This window comes from Pseudoxanthomonas jiangsuensis, assembly GCF_010093185.1.
Classification (GTDB): Bacteria; Pseudomonadota; Gammaproteobacteria; order Xanthomonadales; family Xanthomonadaceae; genus Pseudoxanthomonas; species Pseudoxanthomonas jiangsuensis.
This window is the reverse complement of the sequence record NZ_PDWL01000013.1, coordinates 41035-64765: the sequence shown is the minus strand read 5'-3', so window position 1 is coordinate 64765 and position 23731 is coordinate 41035. Positions and strand designations below refer to the sequence as shown.

21 protein-coding genes are annotated in these 23731 nt (G+C 70.2%); 8 read left to right on the top strand and 13 right to left on the bottom strand.

Features of this window, described 5'->3' with window-relative positions; genetic code table 11:
* Positions 1 to 23: 23 nt before the first annotated feature.
* Both CSC62_RS09730 and CSC62_RS09725 read right to left on the bottom strand, forming a co-directional pair.
* Positions 24 to 536 carry a hypothetical protein gene (locus tag CSC62_RS09730; protein ID WP_162405989.1) on the bottom strand — a complete coding sequence of 171 codons (513 nt, stop codon included), beginning with the start codon at positions 534 to 536 and terminating at the stop codon, positions 24 to 26.
* 233 nt (positions 537 to 769) lie between these two features.
* On the bottom strand, positions 770 to 1855 hold the full coding sequence (locus tag CSC62_RS09725) for a PA0069 family radical SAM protein (protein ID WP_162405988.1): 1086 nt from the start codon (positions 1853 to 1855) through the stop codon (positions 770 to 772).
* A gap of 173 nt (positions 1856 to 2028) precedes the next feature.
* On the opposite strand from CSC62_RS09725, the gene cls reads away from it, so the two are divergent.
* From cls to CSC62_RS09710, 3 genes are all read left to right on the top strand, one after another.
* Positions 2029 to 3474: a cardiolipin synthase gene (cls, locus tag CSC62_RS09720; RefSeq protein ID WP_162405987.1), complete on the top strand. Its 1446-nt coding sequence runs from the start codon at positions 2029 to 2031 to the stop codon at positions 3472 to 3474.
* A 174-nt stretch (positions 3475 to 3648) separates the two neighbouring features.
* Complete coding sequence (locus tag CSC62_RS09715) at positions 3649 to 3939, top strand: hypothetical protein (RefSeq protein WP_162405986.1); 291 nt, start codon at positions 3649 to 3651, stop codon at positions 3937 to 3939.
* Positions 3936 to 4697: a pyridoxine 5'-phosphate synthase gene (locus tag CSC62_RS09710; protein WP_162405985.1), complete on the top strand. Its 762-nt coding sequence runs from the start codon at positions 3936 to 3938 to the stop codon at positions 4695 to 4697. The genes CSC62_RS09715 and CSC62_RS09710 overlap by 4 nt, the downstream gene beginning before the upstream one ends.
* Positions 4698 to 4809: 112 nt before the next feature.
* Here CSC62_RS09710 and CSC62_RS09705 read toward each other — a convergent pair whose 3' ends face one another.
* The 11 genes from CSC62_RS09705 to dnaA form a co-directional block, all read right to left on the bottom strand.
* A complete protein-coding gene (locus CSC62_RS09705) occupies positions 4810 to 5226 on the bottom strand; it encodes an ExbD/TolR family protein (RefSeq protein WP_162405984.1) in 417 nt (138 codons plus the stop codon).
* Between the two features lie 3 nt (positions 5227 to 5229).
* Positions 5230 to 5655, bottom strand: coding sequence for an ExbD/TolR family protein (locus tag CSC62_RS09700; RefSeq protein WP_162405983.1), 426 nt, complete (start codon positions 5653 to 5655; stop codon positions 5230 to 5232).
* A 44-nt stretch (positions 5656 to 5699) separates the two neighbouring features.
* Entirely contained in the window at positions 5700 to 6458 is a 759-nt protein-coding gene (gene exbB / locus CSC62_RS09695) for a TonB-system energizer ExbB (RefSeq protein ID WP_162405982.1), read from the bottom strand.
* Positions 6459 to 6555: 97 nt separating this feature from the next.
* Entirely contained in the window at positions 6556 to 7182 is a 627-nt protein-coding gene (locus CSC62_RS09690) for an energy transducer TonB (RefSeq protein ID WP_162405981.1), read from the bottom strand.
* Between the two features lie 141 nt (positions 7183 to 7323).
* Positions 7324 to 8505 carry a heme biosynthesis protein HemY gene (locus CSC62_RS09685; protein ID WP_162405980.1) on the bottom strand — a complete coding sequence of 394 codons (1182 nt, stop codon included), beginning with the start codon at positions 8503 to 8505 and terminating at the stop codon, positions 7324 to 7326.
* 106 nt (positions 8506 to 8611) lie between these two features.
* Positions 8612 to 9424, bottom strand: a complete 813-nt coding sequence (locus tag CSC62_RS09680) for a M48 family metallopeptidase (protein ID WP_162405979.1) — start codon at positions 9422 to 9424, stop codon at positions 8612 to 8614.
* Positions 9425 to 9501: 77 nt separating this feature from the next.
* Entirely contained in the window at positions 9502 to 10350 is an 849-nt protein-coding gene (locus CSC62_RS09675) for a CPBP family intramembrane glutamic endopeptidase (RefSeq protein WP_162405978.1), read from the bottom strand.
* Entirely contained in the window at positions 10343 to 12808 is a 2466-nt protein-coding gene (gene gyrB, locus CSC62_RS09670) for a DNA topoisomerase (ATP-hydrolyzing) subunit B (RefSeq protein WP_162405977.1), read from the bottom strand. The genes CSC62_RS09675 and gyrB overlap by 8 nt, the downstream gene beginning before the upstream one ends.
* 184 nt (positions 12809 to 12992) lie before the next feature.
* On the bottom strand, positions 12993 to 14099 hold the full coding sequence (gene recF, locus CSC62_RS09665) for a DNA replication/repair protein RecF (RefSeq protein WP_162405976.1): 1107 nt from the start codon (positions 14097 to 14099) through the stop codon (positions 12993 to 12995).
* Between the two features lie 85 nt (positions 14100 to 14184).
* Positions 14185 to 15285: a DNA polymerase III subunit beta gene (gene dnaN, locus CSC62_RS09660; protein ID WP_162405975.1), complete on the bottom strand. Its 1101-nt coding sequence runs from the start codon at positions 15283 to 15285 to the stop codon at positions 14185 to 14187.
* A 299-nt stretch (positions 15286 to 15584) separates the two neighbouring features.
* Positions 15585 to 16925, bottom strand: a complete 1341-nt coding sequence (gene dnaA, locus CSC62_RS09655) for a chromosomal replication initiator protein DnaA (protein ID WP_162405974.1) — start codon at positions 16923 to 16925, stop codon at positions 15585 to 15587.
* A gap of 242 nt (positions 16926 to 17167) precedes the next feature.
* Here dnaA and rpmH point away from each other — a divergent pair, with 242 nt between their 5' ends.
* From rpmH to mnmE, 5 genes are all read left to right on the top strand, one after another.
* Entirely contained in the window at positions 17168 to 17308 is a 141-nt protein-coding gene (gene rpmH, locus CSC62_RS09650) for a 50S ribosomal protein L34 (protein WP_057649007.1), read from the top strand.
* Between the two features lie 65 nt (positions 17309 to 17373).
* A complete protein-coding gene (gene rnpA, locus CSC62_RS09645; RefSeq protein WP_162405973.1) occupies positions 17374 to 17811 on the top strand; it encodes a ribonuclease P protein component in 438 nt (145 codons plus the stop codon).
* 13 nt (positions 17812 to 17824) lie between these two features.
* Positions 17825 to 19537, top strand: a complete 1713-nt coding sequence (yidC, locus tag CSC62_RS09640) for a membrane protein insertase YidC (RefSeq protein ID WP_162405972.1) — start codon at positions 17825 to 17827, stop codon at positions 19535 to 19537.
* A gap of 124 nt (positions 19538 to 19661) precedes the next feature.
* Positions 19662 to 22337 carry a polysaccharide deacetylase family protein gene (locus CSC62_RS09635; RefSeq protein WP_162405971.1) on the top strand — a complete coding sequence of 892 codons (2676 nt, stop codon included), beginning with the start codon at positions 19662 to 19664 and terminating at the stop codon, positions 22335 to 22337.
* Positions 22334 to 23683, top strand: a complete 1350-nt coding sequence (gene mnmE, locus CSC62_RS09630; RefSeq protein WP_162405970.1) for a tRNA uridine-5-carboxymethylaminomethyl(34) synthesis GTPase MnmE — start codon at positions 22334 to 22336, stop codon at positions 23681 to 23683. Before CSC62_RS09635 ends, mnmE begins: the two co-directional genes overlap by 4 nt.
* The last annotated feature ends 48 nt before the right edge of the window (positions 23684 to 23731 follow it).

Below are 23731 nucleotides of genomic sequence, written 5' to 3'. Positions count from 1 at the left end.
GCGCGCGACCGGGAAGGGCCGGCTCACGGGCCCTTCCCCGGGTTGGCCGGGGCGCCGAACGGCAGCTGCGACAGGGCGCCGGTTACCTGCGCACCGATCCCGCGCGTGGCCTGGCCGACCGTGCCGACGGCGCCGCCCACGCTGGTCCCGAGCACGGACGTCCCCGCGCCATGGGCACCGCCGCCCGCGCCCAGGGTGCCCTGCAGCGCCTGCGCGGTCAGGCGGGTCACCGCCGGGCCGTCCGTGGCGGCGGCGGCGTCCAGCTGCTGGCCCGACGACAGTGCGGCGAAGTCGGCATCCGACAGCTCGCCGGTGCCCAGGGTCTGCGCCAGCTCGCGCCGCGGCGAGGGATCGACGATCAGGGCCATCCCGGGCGGCGCGGGCCGGTAGGCCGGGCGCGCGTGGACATCGCGCAGCAGCACGATCTCGCCGGGCTGGGCCTGCACGCCCCGGTGCGCATCGGCCGCCCGCGCCGGCGCGGCGGACGCGGCCAGGGCGAGGAGCGACAGGCAGGCCAGGAGGGAGTTCGGATGCATGGCGGCGGTCCCGCAGTGGTGGCCGGGACTACTCCGCAGGCATCGTGCCAACCTGCTTTTTCCTTGTTTTTCAGTATGTTGTGCAGAACCCGCGGAATCCGGGCCGAGCTCGGGTGTATCAGTCCGGAAGCACCCGGGATGCCACCGGCGCGGGCGATGCCCGCCACGGCGGGCTGTGCGGCCGCTGTTTCAGTCCTGCAACAGATACCGGCGCGGTTTACACCCCGGCCGGTTCAGAACAGCTCGCCCTGCGGCGAGTCCGGCCGCGGCGGCCGGAACAGGCTGGTATCCAGCGGCGCCGGACGCAGCCCGGCATAGCCCAGGCGCCGCCAGGCCAGGCGGAACCTCTGCGCGAGCAGGTCGGCATGCTGGCCCTGGCCCCGCATGCGCTGGCCGAACTGCGCCTGGTAGTCGCGGCCGCCGCGCATCTGCCGCACCAGGCTCATCACGTGCGCGGCGCGGTCGGGCAGGTGCGCCTGCAGCCAGTCGCGGAACAGCGGCGCGACCTCGTGCGGCAGCCGCAGCAGCACGTAGCCCGCGCTGCGCGCACCGGCCTCCCGCGCCGCCTCCAGCACCGCTTCCAGCTCGCTGTCGTTCACCATCGGGATCGCCGGCGCGAACATCACCCCGACCGGGACACCGGCCGCGTGCAGCCGCGCCATCGCCCGCAGCCGCGCGTGCGGCGCCGCGGCGCGCGGCTCCAGCCGCGCGCTCAGGTGCGGGTCGAGGGTGGTGACCGAGAAATGCACCTGGACCAGGTTCTGCGCCGCCAGCGGCTGCAGCAGGTCGATGTCGCGCTCGACCAGGGCGTTCTTGGTGATCAGCGAGAACGGATGGCGGCATTCGAGCATGACCTCGATCAGCCGCCGGGTCAGGCCCAGGCGGCGCTCGGCCGGCTGGTAGGCGTCGGTGTTGATGCCCAGCGCGATCGGCTCGGGGCGGTAGCCGCGGCGGGCGAACTCGCGGCGCAGCAGGTCCGGCGCATTGGTCTTGGCGAAGATCCGGGTCTCGAAGTCCAGGCCCGGCGACAGGTTGAGATAGGCGTGCGAGGGCCGGGCGAAGCAGTACGAGCAGCCGTGCTCGCAGCCGCGGTACGGGTTCACCGACTGCGAGAATCCCACGTCCGGCGAATCGTTGCGGGTGACGATGCTGCGCGCGGTCTCCTCTTCGACCCGGGTGCGCGGCCGCGCGGGATCGGGGCCGGACTCGGTATCCGCCTCCGGTCCGGCCCAGCCGTCGTCGACCGCCTCGTGGGTGGTGGTCTCGAAGCGGCCCGGCAGCCACTGCCGCGAGCCGCGGCCCTTGATCGTCTCGGCCATGCGCGCAGGCTACGCCGGCGCGTTCTCAGCGGCAGCGACGCGGCGGCGGCCGGGCCGAACGGTTCAGGTGGGCGACGGACGCTGCCTTGCAGGTACCGGCCTGCAGACGGCCATCGAGCGACGCAGCCTCGCCACGGCGGCCGAACCTCTTCCAGCTCGCCTAGAATCGGCCCATGCCCGATGTCTTCCTCGCCGCCTGGGACCGGATCGCCTCGATCCCCCACCTGGGCCTGTACCTGGTGCTGGCCTGGGTCCTGTACATCCTCTGGCTGTGCGTGTGGATCGTGCTGCAGAAGCGCGAGCCGGTGGCGACCCTGAGCTGGGTGCTGTCGCTGGCGCTGCTGCCCTACCTCGGCTTCCTGGTGTACTTCCTGCTCGGGCCGCAGAGGATCCGCCGGCAGCGCCTGCGCCGGGGTCGTTCGCGCTCGGGCATGAGCCACTTCACCAGCGCCGCCGCCAGTGACGACGCCTGTGTGGAGCTGGCCCGCATCGGCCAGGCCACCACCGGCCTGCCGCCGTCCACCGCCACCGCGGTGCAGTGGCTGGAGGACGGCTGCGCCACCTACGCCGCGCTGCTGGAGGCCATCGCCCGGGCCCGCCACCACGTCCACCTGGAGTACTACATCTGGAACCCGGACCGCACCGGCCGGCGGATCCTCGAGGCGCTGCTCGAGCGCGCCCGCGCCGGGGTCAAGGTGCGGCTGCTGCTGGACGCGGTCGGCTCCTCGTCGATGCGCCTGCACCACCTGCGCGAATTGACCGAGGCCGGCGCCGAGTTCGCATGGTTCCACCCCACCCGCCTGCGCCCGTTCACCCGTCCGTGGCTGAACCTGCGCACCCACCGCAAGATCGTGGTGGTCGACGGCGGCATCGGCTTCATCGGCGGGATCAACGTCTGCGACGAGGAGGACGAGTCGCTCTCGCCCACCGCCTACCGCGACCTGCACACCCGGGTCGAGGGCGAGGTGGTGCGCAGCCTGCAGCTGACCTTCGTCGAGGACTGGGTGTACGCGGCCGGCTGCGAGCCGGCCGCGTTCGCCGACGCCGGCTACTGGCCGCAGGCCGAGCCCGGACCGATCCAGGCCCAGGTGCTGGTGTCCGGACCCGATTCGTCCTGGGAGGCGATCCACCGGCTGCACGTGGCCGCGATCCACGAGGCCAGGCGCCGGGTATGGCTGGTGACCCCGTACTTCGTGCCTGGCGAGGCGGCACGCATGGCCCTCACCTCGGCCGCGCTCGGCGGCCTGGATACCCGCCTGCTGGTGCCGCGGCGCAGCGACTCGCGCCTGGTGACCCTGGCCGCGCGCTCCTACTTCGACGAGCTGCTGCAGGCCGGCGTCCAGGTCTACGAGTACGGTCCGCGCATGCTCCACACCAAGGCGCTGCTGACCGACGACGCCTTGTGCCTGGTCGGCAGCGCCAATTTCGACCACCGCAGCTTCCGTCTCAACTTCGAGGCCTCCCTGCTTTTGCGCGATCCGCAGGCCTGCCAGGAGCTGTCCCGCCTGATCGAAAGCGAGTTCGCCCACGCCCGGCGGGTGCGCCTGGACCGGCCGCAGGGCCTCTGGCGGCACCGGCTGCCGGAGGCCTTCGCCCGCCTGCTGTCCCCGCTCCTGTAGAAGCCGCAGGTCGGCGGTTGCGGTTGCAGTGGGTGGCAGCCCATCAGGCCACCTCGGCGGCGACGGGCGGACCGCCGGGCGGATGCGCGGACGCGCCCGGCGGCGGCCACATCGGGCATCATGGCCCGGCCGCGGGCGCGTCGAGGACGCAGCACCCGCCCGAGGAGGATCACCATGCACTGGCTCTGTCTCCTGTTCGCCTTCGGCGCGCTGATGGTGGCGATCACCACCTCCCAGGTCTGGGTCCTGGCGCTGTCCTTGCTGGCCGCGTTCGGCCTGTTCGGGGCCTGGGCGCTGTTCTGGTACCAGGAACGCATGGGCGGCTCCCAGCGCGACGAGAGCGCGATGATCGACCCGGTCGAGCTGCGCCGCTTGCGCGAACTGGCCGAGGCGCGACGGCGCGAGGCCGCCGCGGGCCAGGCCGGCGCCCGTTCCCGCGACGGCGCGATGCCGCCGTCCGCATGACCCGGCTGAGCGTCAACGTCAACAAGGTCGCCGTGCTGCGCAATTCGCGCGGCGGCGGCGAGCCCGACGTGCAGGCGGCCGCGCTGGCCTGCCTGCAGGCCGGTGCCCACGGCATCACCGTGCACCCGCGCCCGGACCGGCGCCACGTGGTGGCCGAGGACCTGCCGCCGCTGGCCGCGCTCACCGCGCGGTTCGGGGTCGAGCTCAACATCGAGGGCAATCCCTTCGCCCCGCCCCGGCCCGGCTACCCGGGCCTGCTGGCCCTGTGCGAGCAGGTGCGCCCGGCCCAGGTGACCCTGGTGCCGGACGGCGACGGCCAGCTCACTTCCGACCACGGCTTCGATTTCGAAGGCGATACCGGCGCCCTGGCCACGCAGGTGGCGGCCTTCGCCGCGCTCGGCTGCCGGGTCAGCCTGTTCGTGGATGCCGGGGTCGCCGCGCTGGAGCGCGCCGTCGCGCTGGGCGCGCAGCGGATCGAGATCTACACCGGCCCCTACGCCGAAGCCTTCGCCACCGGCGACCCGCGGGCCGCACTGGACCTGTGCGCCGCGACCGCGCGACGGGCCGAGGCCGTCGGGCTCGGCGTGAATGCCGGCCACGACCTGTCGCAGGCCAACCTCGGCCGTTTCCTGGAACAGGTCCCGGGCGTGGAGGAGGTCTCCATCGGCCATGCCCTGATCGGCGAGGCGCTGTACGCCGGCCTGGACGCCACCGTGCGCGGCTACCTGACCATCCTCGGGCGCACTGCCGGCGCCTGATCCGCACCGGCCATTCCACCGGCCCAAAGAAAACGCCGCCCGAAGGCGGCGCTGGTGCGGTGCGTTCCGGGCCCGGCCGCTGCAGGAAGCAGGGCCCGGAGGCGTCGCGGTATTACTGCTGCTGCACGAAGTTGATCTTCTTCATGTCCGCGTTCTTCGCGGCCGCCAGCACCCGGGCCATGACCTCGTACTCCGAGTCGGAGCTGGCGTCGATGCGCAGTTCCGGCTGGTTGGTCGGATCCTTCTGCACCTCGGCCTCCATCAGCTGCTGGAGCTGCGACTCCGCGACCGGACCGTTGTTCCAGAACACCTGGTTGGTCGGGTCCACGCGCAGGTCGATCGGCGGCGGCGGTTCCTTCAACACCGGCGGCGGGTTGATCACCCGCTGCGGCAGGGCCACGTCGATCGGGTAGGTCATGATCGGCGCGGTCACGATGAAGATGATCAGCAGCACCAGCATCACGTCGATCAGCGGCGTGACGTTGATTTCGGCCATCGGCCCCTTGTTGCCACCAGAACTGAAAGCCATGGCTTACTGACCCTTTACTTTGGTTGCGACGAAGCCGATGTCGAGCATGCCCTGGGACTGCGCGATCTTGGTGATGTCGTTGATCGTGCGCATCTTGGTGGTCTTGTCGCCACGCAGGTTCAGCGGCGGCTGCGGGGTCTGCTGCGCGGCGCTGGACAGGCGGGACTCCAGGACTTCCCGGGTGATCGGCTCGTCGTTCCAGAACAGCGAGCCGTCTTCCTTCACCGAGATGGTGATCGGCATGACCCGGTCGTTCTTGTCCTCTTCCTTCTGGACGAGGTTGGCCTCCGGCAGTTCGATCTTCACCTTATGCTGCATCAGCGGTGCGGTGATGATGAAGATGATGAGCAGCACCAGCATCACGTCCACGAGGGGCGTGACGTTGATGTCGTTCATGGGGCCGCTGGAGTTGTCGGAACTGAAGGCCATGGGGCTCTCCGATTGTTACTGGAACGACGCTTCGGGGAACCGGCTCAGCGCACGCGCGAGCCGGTGGCGAAGAAGTCGTGCAGATCGTGCGCGAACGAATCGAACTTGGCGATCGTGGCGCTGTTGATCTTGCTGAAGAAGTTGAAGGCGAACACGGCCGGGATCGCGACGAACAGGCCGATTGCGGTCATGATCAGCGCCTCGCCCACGGGGCCGGCGACGGCGTCGATCGAGGCCGAACCGGTCGCGCCGATCTTGATCAGGGCGCCGTAGATGCCCCACACGGTGCCGAGCAGGCCGACGAACGGGGCGGTCGCGCCGACGGTGGCCAGCAGCACCATGCCCGACTGCAGCTTGGAGCTCTCGCGGGTCACGGCCTGACGCAGGGCGCGGTCGACGAACTCCGAACGGGTCAGGTTCTCGCCCAGGCCCGAGCCGGCGCCTTCGGCGCGCTGGTGGTGGGCGGCGGCCTGGGCCGCGTCCAGGGCGATCTTGGAGAACGGCTCGCTACGCGGCTGCTCTTCCATCACGCGGATGGCTTCCTGCGCGTTCGGGGCTTCCCAGAAGGCGTTGACCACGCGGTCGGCGGCCGACTTCAGGCGGGTGTTCTTGATGGCGTTGAAGATGGTCCAGTACCAGGACGCGGCCGACATCACGACCAGGGTGATGAGCACGACCCAGGAGACGGCGAACTCGCCCGGCTTCGAGATCATCTCGTTCAGGAGGTGGTCGAAGCCCATCTGGTTCAGGGCCGAGGCGCTGTTGCCACCGGCAGCAGCGGCGATGAAGAATTCCTGCAGCATGACGCTTACCTTTGTTGGATTAGTGGTGATGGAGCACGAAGGCGGGTAACGCTAGGCCCGGTAGCCGCGGCGGCTGATCCGCCGCGGGGTTCGGACATCAACCCAGGGTGAAGTTCACCGGAACCCGGACGCGACCGGCGGCCTTCTGGCCACCCGACTGTGCGGGGTTGAAACGCCACTTGCGGGCGGCTTCCATCGCGGCGCGATCGAGATCGCGGTTGCGGCTGGACTTTTCCACCGACACGTTGGTCACGTTGCCGTTGGCATCGACGTCGATGACCAGGATGACCTCGCCCTCGATGCCGGCGCGGGCGGCGGCTGGCGGGTAACGCGGCGGGTTCATGTTCTTGGACGAGATGTCCACGCTGGCCTGGATGTCGGCCACCGGGGCCGGCGGCGCGGGCGGCGCCGGCGGGGTGAACACGTCGGTCGGGCGCGGCTCGGCCACGTCCACCGGCGGAGCCTCCGGCGGCGGCGGCACCGGCGAGGGCTTCGGCGGCGACAGCTCCTTGATCGGCGGCGGCGGCGGAGCGTCGACCAGGGTGACCAGGATGTTGCGCTCCTGCTCGACATCGGCCTTCGGGGCCACGGCCGGGATCAGCAGCAGCATCAGCGCGGCGAGGTGGAGCGCGATGACGAACGCGATGCCGATGATGCGCGGCCAGCTGAGCCCGCTGTCTTCGGTTTCTTCGTAATTCCTGTGGACGACCAGTTGTTCAGTCATTGCGCCAGTGGCTCTTTACTGTGGGGCCGGGGCCCGGACGTGGGCTCCAGATTCAGCGGGTCACATTGACACCGCATGAACCGCCAAGCATATACCAATCCCGCGCCCCTTTGCCTAGGGCGCGGCCCTTGCCGTGGAAAGTCACTTCAAGTTGATGATTTTCCTTGCATCTTCAGGCTTCTTCAGGCCCTTGGCGAGGGCTTGCTGGGCGGCCTGCTTGGCCTCCGGCACGCGCCCTTCCTGCCACAGCACGCGGGCCAGGTTGAGGTAGGTCTCGCCGTCCTTGGACAGCGGCGCGGCCTTCTGCCAGTTCTCGATCGCCTGCGGGATCTGCTCGCTGTAGTAGTAGGACTGAGCCAGGGCCAGGTAGGTCTGGTAGTCCGGCTTGAGCACGCCCTTCTGCAGGCCCTCGTTGATCACCGCGATGACGTCGGCCTCGTGCTTGTCCAGGTTGGCGTAGGTCACGTAGAGCTGGCGGTACTCGCGCTCCTCGGTGAGCTGGCCGGCGGCGCGCAGCTTCTCCAGCACCGCCGCGGCCTTGTCCATCTGCTCGGCCTGGGCGTAGACCGTGGACAGGTTGATCTGGGCCTTCTTGTCGGCCGGGTTCTTGGCCGCCAGCCGCTCGGCCAGGGCGATCGCCTCGGCGTTCTGGTTGGTCTCGGCATAGGAGGCCATCAGCAGCTGGACCCAGTTGTCCTTCGGCTCGGGCGTGGCCTCGATGGCCTGCTTGAGCACCGGGATCGCCTCCTGGTAACGCTCGGACTGGTACAGGGCCTGGCCCTTGAGCACCAGGTCCTCGGGCTTGGTCGACTTGGTCTCGGCCAGGTAGCGGTCCAGGGTGGCCAGGCCCGGCTGCAGCTCGTCGTCGGCCAGCTGCAGCTGCGCCAGCATCAGCATCGACTGGTAGTGGCCGTTGTTGTCCAGGCCGTTGAATTCGATCGACTGCTGCAGGTAGGTCTTGGCGGCGGCGTTGTCGTCGAGGTTGTAGGCCGCCTGCGCGGCCAGCTGGGCGGCCAGCGACTTGTCGTAGGCGTTGGCGCCTTCGGCGGCCAGGATCTCGTCGGCCAGCACCCGCAGCTCGGCGTACTTCTCGTCGTTGTACTCGTCGATCAGCTTCTGGACCTTCTTGCCGACCTTGGAGGACGGCTTGGTCGACGGCTCGGCGCGGGTGGCGTCCGGGTAGCGTACTTCCGGCTTGTCGGAATTCTTGCTGCTGCGCCCGGAGGAACGCGTGGTCTGCGCGGAGGCGTCGGCAACGACCATGCCGCCAAGCGCGGTGGCGATGACGAGCGAAAGGAAGGCGTGCTTGCTGCGGAACTTCATCGGATCACCTCTGCGGGCCATCGTCGGGCGATGGCGGAATTCGAGCCGGCAAAACTAACAGAACCGGGTTTTTATCGGCAATGCCACGATTGTCTGCAGCAGCGTTTCATCCGCCGCACCTTGGCGTATGGCCGGACTGGCGCGCGGCCTGGTAGACCGGTTGCAGGGCCGGCGCATGCTGGCGCAGGGACTGGATCCGGTTCTGCGGATCGGGATGGGTGGACAGCCATTCCGGCGAGCGGCCGCCGGTCGCGGCGACCATGTTCTGCCACAGGTCCACCGCCTGGGCCGGGTCGAAGCCGGACTCCGCCATCAGCCGCTGGCCGATCTGGTCGGCCTCGGTTTCCTGCACCCGCGAGAACGGCAGCAGCAGGCCCAGCTGGGCCAGGGTGCCGCCGCCCTGGGTGACCAGGTCCGAGGCGCCCTGGCCGTAGCGCGCGCCGGCGAGCGCGCCGACCGCGGCCAGGCCGGCCGAGGTCACGCTCTGCCGCGAGACGCGCTCGTTGGTGTGGCGCGCATAGACATGGCCGATCTCGTGGCCGATCACCGCCGCCAGCTGGTCCTGGTTCCTGGCCACGGTGAACATGCCGGTGTTGACCCCAACCTTGCCGCCGGGCAGCGCGAACGCATTCGGACTCTCGTCGACGAACACCGCCGTTTCCCACGGCAGTTTCTGCCAGTCGGCGGGCAGCTGCTTGACCAGCGCGTTGACCACGCATTGCACGTAGGCGCTCTGCTGGCCGCCTGCCAGGGTCTTCTGCTTGGTCTTCATCTCGGTGAAGGCCTGCGCGCCCATCTGATTGAGCTCGCTGTCCGAGTAGGCCATGTACTGGGTGCGCCCGGTGGGCGAGGTCGTGGTCGCGCAGGCGGCCAGCGCCAGCACCACCGCCAAGCATGCCGCCGGCATCCGGTATTTCATGATCCGCCCCCCGCGCTCCGTGGTTCCACGGGGAAAGTGTCGTCTGGGCGGGCTTAATCTTTCGTCAAGCGGACCGCTCAGGCCAGGCCGTGCACCATCAGCGCCACGGCGTTGTTCAGGCCGTGGGCCAGGATCGGGGCCCAGAGGGTGCCGGTCCGGCGGTACACCCAGGCGAAGGCCGCGCCCATGCCGGCGTACACCGCCAGCAGCTGGACCACCGCCAGCGGCGGGTTGGCGCTGATGCCCGGCACTTCGTGCATCAGGGCGAAGGCCAGGCTGCTGACCGCCATCCCCAGCCAGGGGCGGCCGGCGGCGAGGAAGCGGCCGAACAGCACCCGCCGGAACAGCAGCTCCTCGTAGGCCGGTGCCAGCACGACGGCGAACAGGAACAGGAACCACGGCCAGCGCCGGGACGCCTCCTCCACCATCGCCAGGTTGGTCGGGACCGGCTCGCTGCCGGCCAGCTGCATCAGCCAGCTGGCCAGGGTGGTGCCGGCGAAGACCAGAGCCGCCACCAGCAGCGCCCAGCCCCAGGTCGCCGGCCGGCGCAGGGCGGCCCGCGAACGCGAACGCTCGCCGCGGCCGGCGCGGCGACGCCAGAAGTACAGCAGCAGGGCCGGGGTGGCCATGCTGACGATGGCCATCAGCATCTGCGCCAGGGCGCCGGGCTCGCCGATCACCTCGCCCAGCCGGGAAGGATCGATCGCCTCGCCGCCGTTGGCGGCCACCGCCGCCACCGCCCGCCATACGCCCCAGGCGACGCCCGCCAGCAGGCTGGCCGCGAACATCACCAGCAGGGCCAGCGCGACATCCACCGCGGCATCGCCGAGCAGGCTGCGCAGGCGCGGCCGTGGTGGGGTCGAAGCCTCCGTTGCCGGCAGCGCGGGCGGCGGCAGTGCCGGAGCGACGCTGCCCGGATCAGACATCCAGGTTGGCCACCTTCAGCGCATTGGTCTCGATGAACTCGCGGCGCGGCTCGACCACGTCGCCCATCAGGGTGCTGAAGATCTGGTCGGCGGCGACCGCGTCCTCGATCCGCACCCGCAACAGGCGGCGGGTATCCGGATTGACCGTGGTGTCCCACAGCTGCTCGGGATTCATTTCGCCCAAGCCCTTGAAGCGCTGGATCTGGCGGCCCTTCTTCGCCTCCTCCAGCAGCCAGGCCTGGGCCTGGGCGAAGCTGGCGATCGGCTGCGACTTGCCGCCGCGCACGACCTGCGCGCCTTCGCGCACCAGTCCATGCAGCAAAGCGGCCGCGTCGCGCAGCGGGCGCAGCTCGCCGTGCTCGAAGATCGACAGCGGCAGCACCTGTTGCAGTTTCTCGCCCATGTGCCGGCGGGTGACCTGCAGCGCGGCCGGGCGCACGGGCGGCTGGCCGGGCTCGCCGGGGATGGCCGGCAGCAGTTCCAGCGCATAGCGCGGGCTGCCGAGCTTGCCGCGATTGAGGCGGGCTTCCAGCGCGTCGAGCTCGTGGCGTTCGTCGGTGTTGCGCGCCAGGTGGGCGGCATCGAGCGGGGTGAAGTCGATCAGCGCTTCCAGCAGCTGCGGATCGAAGCGATGGCTGTTGCGCTCGATCGCCTCGCGCGCGCCGGCGTAGGCCAGCAGCAGCTTTTCCAAGCCCTCGCCGCTCACCGGCGGCTCGCCTTCGGCCGGCACCAGCGCGGCGTTTTCGACGGCATTGCTGGCCAGGTAGGTATCCAGCGCCGCGTCGTCCTTCAGGTACAGCTCCTGCTTGCCCTGCTTGATCTTGTACAGCGGCGGCAGGCCGATGTAGACGTGGCCGCGCTCGAGCAGCTCGGGCATCTGCCGGTAGAAGAACGTCAGCAGAAGGGTGCGGATGTGCGAACCGTCCACGTCCGCGTCGGTCATGATGATGATGCGGTGGTAGCGCAGCTTGTCCGGGTTGTATTCGTCCTTGCCGATGCCTGTACCCAGGGCGGTGATCAGGGTACCCACCTGGTCGGAGGACAGCATGCGGTCGAAGCGCGCGCGCTCGACGTTGAGGATCTTGCCGCGCAGCGGCAGCACCGCCTGGTTCTTGCGGTTGCGGCCCTGCTTGGCCGAGCCGCCGGCCGAGTCGCCCTCGACGATGAACAGCTCCGACAGCGCCGGATCCTTCTCCTGGCAGTCGGCCAGCTTGCCCGGCAGGCCGGCGATGTCCAGCGCGCCCTTGCGCCGGGTCAGCTCGCGGGCCTTGCGGGCGGCCTCGCGGGCGCGGGCGGCGTCGACCACCTTTTCCGCGATGGCGCGCGCCTCGTTCGGATGTTCCTGAAGGAACTCCTCCAAACGCGCGCCGAACGTGTTCTCAACAGCCGGCTTCACCTCCGAACTGACCAGTTTCTCCTTGGTCTGGCTGGAGAAGCTGGGGTCCGGCACCTTCACCGACAGCACCGCGATCAGGCCTTCGCGCATGTCGTCGCCGGAGAAGCTGACCTTGGCCTGCTTGGCCAGACCGTTCTGCTCGATGTAGTTGCTGATGGTGCGGGTCAGCGCGGCGCGGAAACCGGCCAGGTGGGTGCCGCCGTCCTTCTGCGGGATGTTGTTGGTGAAGCAGAACATCGTTTCCTGGTAGGCGTCGGTCCACTGCAGGGCCACGTCCACCACGATCCCGTTGTGCTCGCCGGTCACCGAGATCACGTTCGGGTGCAGCGGGGTCTTCACCTGGGCCAGGTGCTCGACGAAGCTGCGGATGCCGCCTTCGTACTGGAAGACGTCCTGCCTGCCCTCGCCGCGCTCGTCGATCAGGGTGATCTTGACCCCGGAGTTCAGGAACGACAGTTCGCGCAGGCGCCGGGCCAGGATGTCGTAGTGGAACTCGGTGTCGGTGAAGATCTCCTTGGCCGGCAGGAAGCGCAGGGTGGTGCCGCGGCGCCCGGAGGCTTCCAGCTGCTTGAGCGGGTACAGCGGCTCGCCCAGCGAATATTCCTGCTGCCAATGGAAGCCGTCGCGCCAGATGTCCAGCCACAGGTGCGAGGACAGCGCGTTGACCACCGACACGCCCACGCCGTGCAGGCCGCCGGAGACCTTGTAGCTGTTGTCGTCGAACTTGCCGCCGGCATGCAGCACGGTGAGGATCACCTCGGCCGCCGAACGCCCCTCTTCCTTGTGGGTATCGACCGGGATGCCGCGGCCGTTGTCGGAGACCGCGACCGAGCCGTCCTCGAGGATACGCACGGTGATGTCGTCGGCATGCCCGGCCAGGGCCTCGTCGACGCCGTTGTCGACCACCTCGAACACCATGTGGTGCAGGCCGGTGCCGTCGTGGACGTCGCCGATGTACATGCCCGGGCGCTTGCGCACCGCTTCCAGGCCGCGCAGGACGGTGATCTTGCTGGAATCGTAGGAATCGTTGCCGGGGGTGGAACCGGGGTTCTGCTCGCTCATGCCTTCGCCGCGCTCGGGCCCGCGCCGCGGCCTGTGGGGCGCGGCTTTCGGGCCGTGGAAGATGGGCCCGAGTATACCAGCCCGCACCCCGGCCCCGGCCCCGCACGGGACCTTGCCACGGCGGCGACAGCCGGTCGAGCGGCGGGATCCAGGTCTCCGGGGTGGCGCGGGGATGGGATCCGGGCTATGGCCGTGCGACGGGCTGGATCTGTCCGTGTTCCACGTGGAACAGACCCTTTCCGAGCGCGAGGTTGGCCCATGCACCGGGAACTTCGGTCGCCGTGACGAATATCTGCAAGCCTGGCTGCGCCAGCAGGTGGTCGAGCACCCTCCGCTGGTGATCGGCGTCCAGCTCCGACGGCAGATCGTCCAGGGCGATCACCGGCCACTGCCCTCGCCGGCCGGCGTAGTCGGCGGCCTGGGCGAGCAGCATGGTCAGTGCGGCCAGCTTGGTCTGCCCCCGGGACAGCGCTTCGCGACCGGGCAGGCCGGAGAACGCCAGCGACCAGTCCGCCCGGTGCGGGCCTACGCCGGTATAGCCACTGAGCCGGTCGCGCTCGCGCCCCAGCAGCAGGGCGTCGGCCAGCGGCAGTTCCTGCCGGCGCCAGCCAGGCTGCAGTTCCAGGCCATGGATGTCCACGCCCCGGGTCAGGCGACCATTCGTCTCCAGCACCTGCGGCAGAAGCCCGGCCAGATAGTGTTCGCGGTAGCGGGTCAGGGCCTCCCCGGCGTCGGCCAGTTCGTGATCCCATGCATCCAGCTGGCCGGAGCCGCCACCGCTCTTGAGCAGGGCGTTGCGCTGCTTGAGGGCGCGGGCGTAGCGGCGCCAGACCGGCAGGAAATCCTGTTCCACGTGGAACAAGCCCCAATCCAGGAAGCGGCGGCGGTTCTCGGCCCCCGCGGCGATCAGGGCATGGCTGCCGGGCTCGAAGGTGACCACGGCCAGGGCTGCACACAGTTCGCCCAGATGGGAGACGTCGCGACCGTCCAGGCGCCCGTTCCAGCCCTGCCCCCCGTGCCGCAAGCCGGCCTTGCGGGTCCGCAGGTCGCCGCCGGCCCCCTGCTCGCTCCACTCCACGAACACTTCGAGCGCTTCGGCACCCTGCCGGACCAGGCCGTCGCGGACCCGGCCGCGGAAGCTGCGGCCATAGGCCATCAGGTGCAGGGCTTCCAGCACGCTGGTCTTGCCGGCGCCATTGGGGCCGACCAGCAGGTTCAATCCGGCGGACGGCACCAGTTCGATGGCTTCGAACCGGCGCAGGTCCCGCATGACCAGGCGCTTCACATCCACCGGCGATCGCCCATAGGACGACGCCCGGCAGGAGCCGGGCGTCTGTGCTGTTCCACGTGGAACACCAACCGGGGCATCGGCGACGTCACAGGCGCAGCGGCATCACCACGTGACGGCACTTCTCGCTGCCGGCCTCGCGCACCAGCGCGGAGGAGTTGGCATCGCGCAAGGCGATCACGATGAACTCGTCACGCAAGGCGCCCAGGGCATCCATCAGGTAGTTCACGTTGAAGCCGATCGCCAGGCCGTCGATCTTGGTCTCGGCCTCGACCTCTTCCTGGGCCTCTTCCTGCTCGGGGTTGTGGGCGTTGATCTTCAGCTGCCCGGGCGAGATCTCCACGCGCACACCGCGGTACTTCTCGTTGGACAGGATCGCCGCACGCTGCAGGGCGGCGCGGATGACCTCGCGATCGACCTTCACTTCCTTCTCGGCGCCGATCGGGATCACCGCCTCGTAGTCCGGGAAGCGGCCGTCGATCAGCTTGGAGGTGAAGCTGACATCGTCGCGCTTGACCCGGATGTGGCTGCGGCCGACTTCCAGCTCCAGGGCGCGGTCGCCGCCTTCCAGCAGGCGCTGCAGCTCGGTCACGCCCTTGCGCGGGACGATGATCTGGCGCTTGGCGGCCACGGCCTGATCCAGCGGCGCCTCGCACAGGGCCAGGCGGTGGCCATCGGTGGCCACGCAACGCAGGGTCTGGTCGCGCAGGTCGAACAGCAGGCCGTTGAGGTAGTAGCGCACGTCCTGCTGGGCCATGGCGAACGCGGTGCGCTCGATCAGCTCCTTCAGGGTCGCCTCCGGCACTGCGATGCGCTCGGTGGCTTCGACTTCGTCCACCGAGGGGAAGTCGTTGGCCGGCAGGGTCGCCAGGGTGAAGCGGCTGCGCCCGGCCTGGACCGAGACCTTGTCGCCGGTCTGAGACACGGTGACCCGGCTGCCGTCGGGCAGTGCGCGCACGATCTCGAACAGCTTGCGCGCCGGGATCGTGGTCTCGCCGTCCTGGGCGTCCTCGACTGTGGCGCGGGCGATCATTTCCACTTCCAGGTCGGTGCCGGTCAGCGAGAGCTGCCCGTCATGCACCTGGACCAGGAAGTTGGCCAGGACCGGCAGGGTCTGGCGGCGCTCTACGACGTTGACGACCTGGGCCAGAGGCTTGAGCAGGGCTTCGCGCTGGAGAGTGAAACGCATGGGATTCCGTGCCTCTACGCTTTAAAAGAAGATGTGGAATAAATCTAAAAGCGGTGGTGTAGGAGGGCGCCTTCGGCTGTGGAAAACGTATCCAACACCTTGATTCTTAAAAACTTTACTGGAGGGCAAAACGGGCGGGAAAGTCCCCGGCCCGGTCGGGAAAAGCTGTGGATGGTTTCGAGGGCCCGGTTTTGTCCCCGGCTTATCCCCAGCCCGTCCCCGCGTTGCGCCCAATTTACCCCAGCTCGCCCACCGCTGTTGCCCCGAAGCGGCCCCCCGACACGTTTCCGTCCGGGGGACTACTCGCTCAGTTTGCGGATCAGCTTGTCCCAGTCCTCGCGCAGCTTGCCGTCGGTCTCCATCAGCGTGCGGATCTGGCGGCAGGCGTGCAGGACCGTGGTGTGGTCGCGGCCGGCGAAGGCGTCGCCGATCTCCGGCAGGCTGTGCTCGGTCAGCTCCTTGGTCAGCGCCATGGCCACTTGCCGCGGGCGGGCCAGCGAGCGGGTCCGGCGCTTGGACAGCAGATCCTTGACCTGCAGGCCGTAGTAGTCGGCCACGGTCTTCTGGATGTTGGGGATGCCGATCGCCTGCTGCTGGGCGCGCAACAGGTCGCGCAGCGTCTCCTGGGCGAACTCGACGCTGATCGCGCGGCCGGTGAAGTTGGCGCGCGCGGCCAGGGTGTTGAGCGCCCCTTCCAGGTCGCGCACGTTGCTGCGCATCTTCTTGGCCAGCAGGAAGGCGACCTCGTCGGGCACCTGGGTGCCCCGCTCGTGGGCCTTGGCCAGCACGATCGCCGCGCGGGTCTCGAAGTCCGGCGGATCGATCGCCACCGACAGGCCCCAGGCCAGGCGCGACTTCAGCCGCGGCTCCAGGCCGTCGACCTCGCGCGGATAGCGGTCGCAGGTCATGATGATCTGCTGGCGGCTGTCGAACAGCGCGTTGAAGGTGTGGAAGAACTCTTCCTGGGTGCGGTCCTTGCCGGCGAAGAACTGGATGTCGTCGATCAGCAGGGCGTCGATCTGCTGGAACTGGCGCTTGAACTGGTCGGCGGTCTTCTCCTGCAGCGAGCGGAAGAAAGCGTTGTAGAACTGCTCCGAGCGCAGGTACAGCACCCGCGCGCCCGGGTTGAGCCGGCGCATCTCGTTGCCGGCGGCGAACATCAGGTGGGTCTTGCCCAGGCCGGTGCCCCCGTACAGCAGCAGGGGGTTGTGGGCGCGGTCGCCGGGCTTCTGCGCCGCCTGCCAGGCCGCGGCGCGGCCGAGCTGGTTGCTGCGGCCCTCGACGAAGTTGTCGAACACGTAGTGCGGGTCGAGGTTGCCGTTGAACGGTTCGGCGGCCGCGGCCGGCCGTGTCGAGGCCACCGCGCCGGACGGGGTGGCGATGGCCGCGACCGGCTCGGCCGCCTTGGGCCGCGAGCCGATCTCCAGGGCCACGTTCAGGTGGCCGGCGAAATGCTGGGCCAGTTCGCGGATCCGCGGCAGGTAGCGGTCGCGCACCTGCTCGACGATGAAGGCGTTGGGGGCGTACAGGACCACGCCGTCGGCGCGCTCCTCGGCCTGCAGGGGTTTGAGCCAGGTGTGGACGTCTTCGGCCGGCAGTTCGGCTTCGAGGCGTTCCAGGCAGCGGGGCCAGGCATCCATCGGAAAGGCAAAGCTCGTCGGGCGATCGCCGCGCCGCTCTCGCGTCGCCGGTCGACCGCAGGGTCGGGAATCAGGACGGGGCAGACTACCACCGGCGACCGTTCCGCCCAAGAGTAATCCACAGGGCATCCACAGCATCGTCCCGGGCGTCAGGTTCTCCGCTGCCGATACGGGTTGACCGGGGAACCATGGCTCCCCTAGAATTTCCGGTTCTTTCGACCCGAACCTTATCGAGTGCCGCCATGGCTACCAAGCGCACCTACCAGCCCAGCAACCTCAAGCGCAAGCGCGACCACGGCTTCCGCGCCCGGATGAAGACCGCCGACGGCCGCAAGGTCCTGGCGCGCCGCCGCGCCAAGGGCCGCAAGCGCCTCAGCGCCTGATCGCCATGCGGCCAGGTCCTGCGCCCCCGGCGCAGGCCGCGGCCGCCGCGATTGCTGCACCCGCAATGACCACGGACCCGCGCGCGCGATTCCCTCGCAGCGCCCGGGTCCGTTTGCGCGTGGAATACGCCCGCGTGTTCGACGGCGGCCGCCGGCTCGGCGATCCCCTGCTCGGCCTGCACTGGCTGCCCGGCGAGGCGCCGCCGCGGCTGGGCCTGGCGGTGTCGCGCAAGGTCGATCCCCGCGCGGTCGGCCGCAACCGGATCAAACGCATCCTGCGCGAGACCACCCGTCGCCTGCGTCCGCAGCTGGCCACCGGCGACTACGTGGTCGTGGCGCGCCCGGCCGCCGCCCGCGCCAGCCATGCGCAGATCGTCGACGCCTTCCTGCGGCTGCTGCGCAAGGCCGGCGCATTGCCCGTGCCGGCCCCCGGCGGCACAATGCCCGCGGCCACCAAGCCGACCTCCCCTTCCGATTCCATGCCGGACCTCTCCTCCGGCTGAGCCTGCCTGCCCGATGAACCAGACCCGCGTATTCCTGATCCTTGCCTGGCTGATGGTGGCGACCTTGCTGTGGATGGAGTGGGGCAAGGAGCAGGCCGCGCCTGCCCCGGCCGCCAAGCCCGCCGCTGCCCAGGTCGATGCCGGCGCCGGCGTGCCCGTCGCGGTGCCGGCTCCCGGTCCCGTCGCCGCGGATGCCGCGGTCCCGGTGCCGACTGCCGCCGCTCCCGCGCTCGAGGCCGCCAGCGCCCCGGCCGCGGCGCAGAAGGCCAGCCGGGTCACGGTGACCACCGACGTGCTGCACCTGGTGCTGGACGGCGGCAGCGTGCTCCAGGCCGACCTGCTGCAGTTCCCGCAGACCCGCGACCCCGGCAGCACCCCGGTGCGGCTGTTCAGCCAGGATCCCGAGCACTTCTATGCGGCCCAGAGCGGCTGGGTCAGCGCGAATGGCTCTGCGCCGAACCACCAGAACGGCTTCGTGCCGGCCGGCGCCGAGCGCCAATTCGCGCTGGCGCAGGGCCAGGACAGCGTGGCCGTGCCGTTCGTCTGGCAGGGCGCCGACGGCGTGCAGATCCGCCGCACCTACACCTTCAAGCGCGGCGCGTATGCGGTCGAGGTCAACGACGAGGTCGTCAACCAGGGCGGCAAGCCCTGGCAGGGCCAGGTCTACCGCCAGCTGATCCGCAAGCCGCCGGTGATCAAGCGCGGCTACACCAGCCCGGAATCCTTCAGCTTCAACGGCGCGGCCTGGTACGACGGCAGCTACCAGCGGCGCAAGTTCGACGAGGACTACCTGGAGGACGGCCACGTCAACCAGCAGGCCGCCCGCGGCTGGATCGCGATGCTGCAGCACCACTTCTTCAGCGCCTGGATCCCCGAGGGCAAGCAGCCGTCGACCATCTCGATCGACCAGCCGGCCAGCGGCTCGCTGGTGCGCGAGCTGGGCGCGCCGCTGGCGGTGGCGCCGGGCGCGACCGCGAGCACCCAGGCGCGCCTGTACGTCGGCCCCAAGCTGGTCTCGCAGATCCACGCCCAAGGCGTGCCGGGCCTGGAGCGCGCGGTGGACTACAGCCAGTTCTCGGTCCTGGCAATCCTGGGCGAAGGCCTGTTCTGGGTGCTCAGCCACCTGCACGGCCTGCTCGGCAACTGGGGCTGGTCGATCATCGGCCTGGTGCTGCTGGTCAAGCTGATCATGTATCCGCTGTCTGCGGCGCAGTACAAGAGCTTCGCCAAGATGCGCAAGTTCCAGCCGCGCATCCAGCAGCTGAAGGAGCGCTACGGCGACGACAAGCAGAAGTTCCAGGTCGCCATGATGGAGCTGTACAAGAAGGAGAAGATCAATCCGATGGGCGGCTGCCTGCCGATCCTGGTGCAGATGCCGGTGTTCCTGGCCCTGTACTGGGTGCTGGTGGAATCGGTCGAGCTGCGCCACGCGCCGTGGGTGGGCTGGATCCAGGACCTGACCGCGCGCGACCCGTACTTCATCCTGCCGGTGATCAACGTGGCGGTGATGTGGTTCACCCAGAAGCTGCAGCCGGCGCCGGGCATGGACCCGATGCAGCAGAAGATGATGCAGTTCATGCCGCTGGTGTTCGGCGTGATGATGGCCTTCTTCCCCGCCGGCCTGGTCCTGTACTGGGTCACCAACGGCGCCCTGGGCCTGCTCCAGCAGTGGTGGATGATGAAGCGCCACGGCGAGCCGGCCAGCAAGGCCGCGCCGGCCAAGTAAGCCACGAGGAACCCGCCGCAAGGCGGGTTCTTCGCATCCGCCTCCCGTCCGCCGTCTCCGGATCCGGGCCGGGAACCTTAGAATCCTCCGGCCTCTCTCCCGCCGCCGCGCCCGGGTCCGCCGCATGCCTCCTCGCTTCGTTTCGCGCCGCCTCCTGCCGTTCCTGCTGTGCCTGTCCATGGTGCTGGCCGGCTGCGGCGAACGGACCGCGGTACCGGCATCGGCATCGGGGGATGCCGCTGCCACCGCCCAGGCCGCGGCCGGCGAAGAGGCGGCGGCCGCGCCGATCCTGGCGTCTTTGCGGAGCCAGCTCGACGACCACCGCCGGATCATCGTCCTGCTGGCCGACGAGGACGCGCAGTCCGCGTCCGACCGCGCCACCTCCAGCCGCATCGGCCAGCAGCTGTTCCACGACGGCCTGGAACGACGCCAGGCCATCGCCGGCCAGTTCGACGCCCTGCTGCGCACGCCGGACCCGCGGCGCTTCGCCACCCTTGGCGCGATCCTGGACTACATCGAGTCGGCGCCAGAACTGTACGACGCCGACCGCCTGGCCTTCCGCGAAGTGCTGCGCGACCTGCACGAGCGGGTCGGCGCCGACTCCTCCCTGCCGGCGGTGAAGCTGCACCAGCGCATCGGCGAGGACCTCGACGCCCTGGACGGGATCGAGCGCCACTACGACCAGGAGATCACCCGGATCTTCAGCCGCTTCGACCGCACCCGCGCGATCGAACTCAAGCGCGAGAAGTGGGACGACTACGTCGCCCATCTGCGCACCCTGTACAGCCGCGAGGCGATCCTGCGCGACCACGGGGTGATCGAGCCCTACCCGATGTCGATGAAGGACAGCGAGCGCGAGATCTTCGGCCGCGACCTGCCGCGCAAGACCGTGGTCCTGACCTTCGACGACGGCCCGCACAAGGCCCACACCGACGAAATCGTCGCCATCCTCAAGCGCTACGACGTGCCCGGGGTGTTCTTCCAGGTCGGCCGCAACCTCGGCGCGGTCACCGACGGCACCCCGAAGCTGGGGCCAATGGCCGGGATCAGCCGCCAGCTGATGGCCGATGGCTACGCGGTGGGCAACCACAGCCTCACCCACGCCCAGCTCTCGCGCACCAGCGGCGACGCCTTGCGGCATCAGGTGCTGGACACCGACGCCTTGCTGCGCCAGGTCGGCGAGCGCCGCGCACCGCTGTTCCGCTTCCCCTACGGCGCGCGCAACGCCGAAGGCCTGCAGCTGCTGGGCGAGGCCGGGCTGAAGTCGATCATGTGGAACATCGACTCGATGGACTGGGCCGACCCGGTGCCCGAGTCCATCGTCCAGCGGGTGCTGGCGCAGGTGGAGAAGGAGCAGCGCGGGATCATCCTGTTCCACGACATCCACGACCGCGCGGTGAAGGCCTTGCCGCAGATCCTCGACCGGCTGATCGCCGACGGCTACCAGTTCGCCGGCTGGAACGGCCGCGACTTCACCGTCAGCCGCGCGCGCGCGGGAGCGGCCAACGAGGCCACGGTCACCACCGGCTACGAGAAGTCCTGGGCGATTGTCATCGGCATCGACGACTACGCCCGCTGGCCCAAGCTCGAATACGCCAGCCGCGACGCCCAGGCCGTCGCCGACGCCCTGACCGGCCAGTTCGGCTTCCCGGCCTCGCAGGTGATCGTGCTGAAGAACCAGCAGGCCACCCGCAACAACATCCTGGCCGCGTTCCACGACCGCCTGGCCGACGGCCGGACGCAGAAGAACGACCGGGTGTTCGTGTTCTTCGCCGGGCACGGCGCCACCCGCCGGTTGGCCTCCGGCCGCGACCTGGGCTACATCATCCCGGTGGACTCGGACCCGGACGAGTTCGCCACCGACGCGATCGCGATGACCGACGTGCAGAACATCGCCGAGAGCCTGCAGGCCAAGCACGTGCTGTTCGTGATGGACGCCTGCTACAGCGGCCTGGGCCTGACCCGCGGCGGGCCGGCCTCGTCGGCGTTCCTGCGCGAGAACGCGCGCCGCACCGCGCGGCAGATGCTCACCGCCGGCGGCGTCGACCAGCAGGTGGCCGACAGCGGCCCCAACGGCCATTCGGTGTTCACTTGGATCCTGCTGCAGGCGCTGGGCGGCAAGGGCGACCTCAATGGCGACGGCCTGATCACCGGCACCGAGCTGGCGGCGTACGTGGCCCCGGCGGTGTCGGCGGTCTCGCGGCAGACCCCGGCGTTCGGCAGCCTGCCCGGCTCGCAGGGCGGCGAGTTCGTGTTCCAGGTGGCGGACAGCCAGGAGTTCCTCAACGCCGATACCGCCCAGCTGCCGGCCGAGGCGATCGCGCTCAACAGCCGGGTCGATGCGGCCCAGGGCGACGGCGAGGCGGCGGTGACGGTGGCCGGCCTGCAGGGCGGCAGCAACACCTTGGTGCTGCCGGCGGCGGTGCCGGTGTCCGACCGCCAGCGCGCCCAGCAGGCCAACGACCGCGGCCTGCAGCTGTACCGCGAGAAACGCTACGACGAGGCGGTGGCGCAGTTCACCGAGGCGCTGAAGCTGCGCCCGGACTTCGCCCAGGCGGCCAACAACCTCGGCTTCGTCTACTACCGCCAGCAGCGCTACGCCGAAGCGGCGCGCTGGCTGGAGAACACGTTGAAGATCGACCCCTCGCGCGCGGTGGCCTACCTCAACCTGGGCGACGCCTACCTGCACGTTGGCGACCACGCCAGGGCGAAGCAGGCCTACAACACCTACCTGGAACTGCAGCCGCAGGGCAGCGGCGCCGGGCAGGCGCGCGCGCAGCTGCAGAAGCTGCAGCCGTGAGCGAGGGCTCGGGCGACGACACCATCGCGGCCATCGCCAGCGGCCCGGCCGCCGGCGGAGTCGGCGTGCTGCGCGTCTCCGGTCCCGGGTCGCTGCACGTCGCCGCCGGCCTGGGCTGCCCGCCGCTGCGGCCGCGGCACGCGCACTACGTCCGCTTCCGCGACGCGGCCGGCGCGGTGATCGACGACGGCATCGCCCTTCATTTCCCCGGCCCGCGTAGTTTCACCGGCGAGGACGTGGTGGAACTGCAGGGCCACGGCAGCCCGGTGCTGTTGCGGCAGCTGCTGGCGCGCTGCATCGAGCTGGGCGCGCGCCAGGCGCGGCCGGGCGAGTTCAGCGAGCGCGCCTTCCTCAACGGCAAGCTCGACCTGGTCCAGGCCGAGGCGATCGCCGACCTGATCGCCGCCGCCGACCTGCGCGCCGCCCGCGCCGCCCGCCGTTCGCTGGAGGGCGTGTTCTCCAGCCGGGTCGAGGCGATCGCCGCCGGGCTCCTGCAGCTGCGGATCCACGTGGAGGCGGCGATCGACTTCGTCGACGAGCCGATCGAGACCCTGGGCCTGCCGCAGGTCCGCGACCGCCTGCACGGCTTACAGTCGCAGCTCCAGGCCTTGCTGGCCGAGGCCGAACGCGGCCGCCGCCTGCGCGACGGCCTGCACGCGGTGCTTCTGGGCCCGCCCAACGCCGGCAAGAGTTCGCTGCTCAATGCCCTGGCCGGCGATGCCCGCGCGATCGTCGCCGACGTCGCCGGCACCACCCGCGACGTGCTGCGCGAGACCGTGCGCATCGACGGCCTGGAGCTGGTCCTGGCCGACACCGCCGGGTTGCGCGAGGGCGGCGACGCGATCGAGCGCGAAGGCATGCGTCGCGCCCGCGCCGAGCTGGAGCGCGCCGACCTGGCCCTGCTGGTGCTGGACGCGCGCGATCCCGAGGGCGCCCGGGCCGAGCTGGCCGCCGCCGCCGCCGGGGTGCCTTCGCGGCTGTGGATCCACAACAAGGCCGACCTGCTGCCGGCCGATGCGCCGGCGCCGGCCGAAGGCGAACTGCGGGTGTCCGCCCTGGTCGGCACCGGCCTGGACGCCCTGCATGCCGCCCTGCGCCGGCTGGCTGCCGGCGGCGCGCCGGATGCTGCCGAGGGCGAGTTCAGCGCCCGCGCCCGCCAGGTCGACGGCCTGCGCCGGACCCTGGAGCACGCGGCGGCCGCGGCCGCGGAACTGGACCATGGCCAGCTGGAACTGGCCGCCGAGGAACTGCGCCTGGGCCACGACGCGCTGGGGGAAATCACCGGCCGGATCAGCGCCGACGAGATGCTCGGACACATCTTCTCCAGCTTCTGCATCGGCAAGTAGCGCCGGCGCCGATACGACCGCGGTCACGGTTTCGACGGCCCGTCCGCG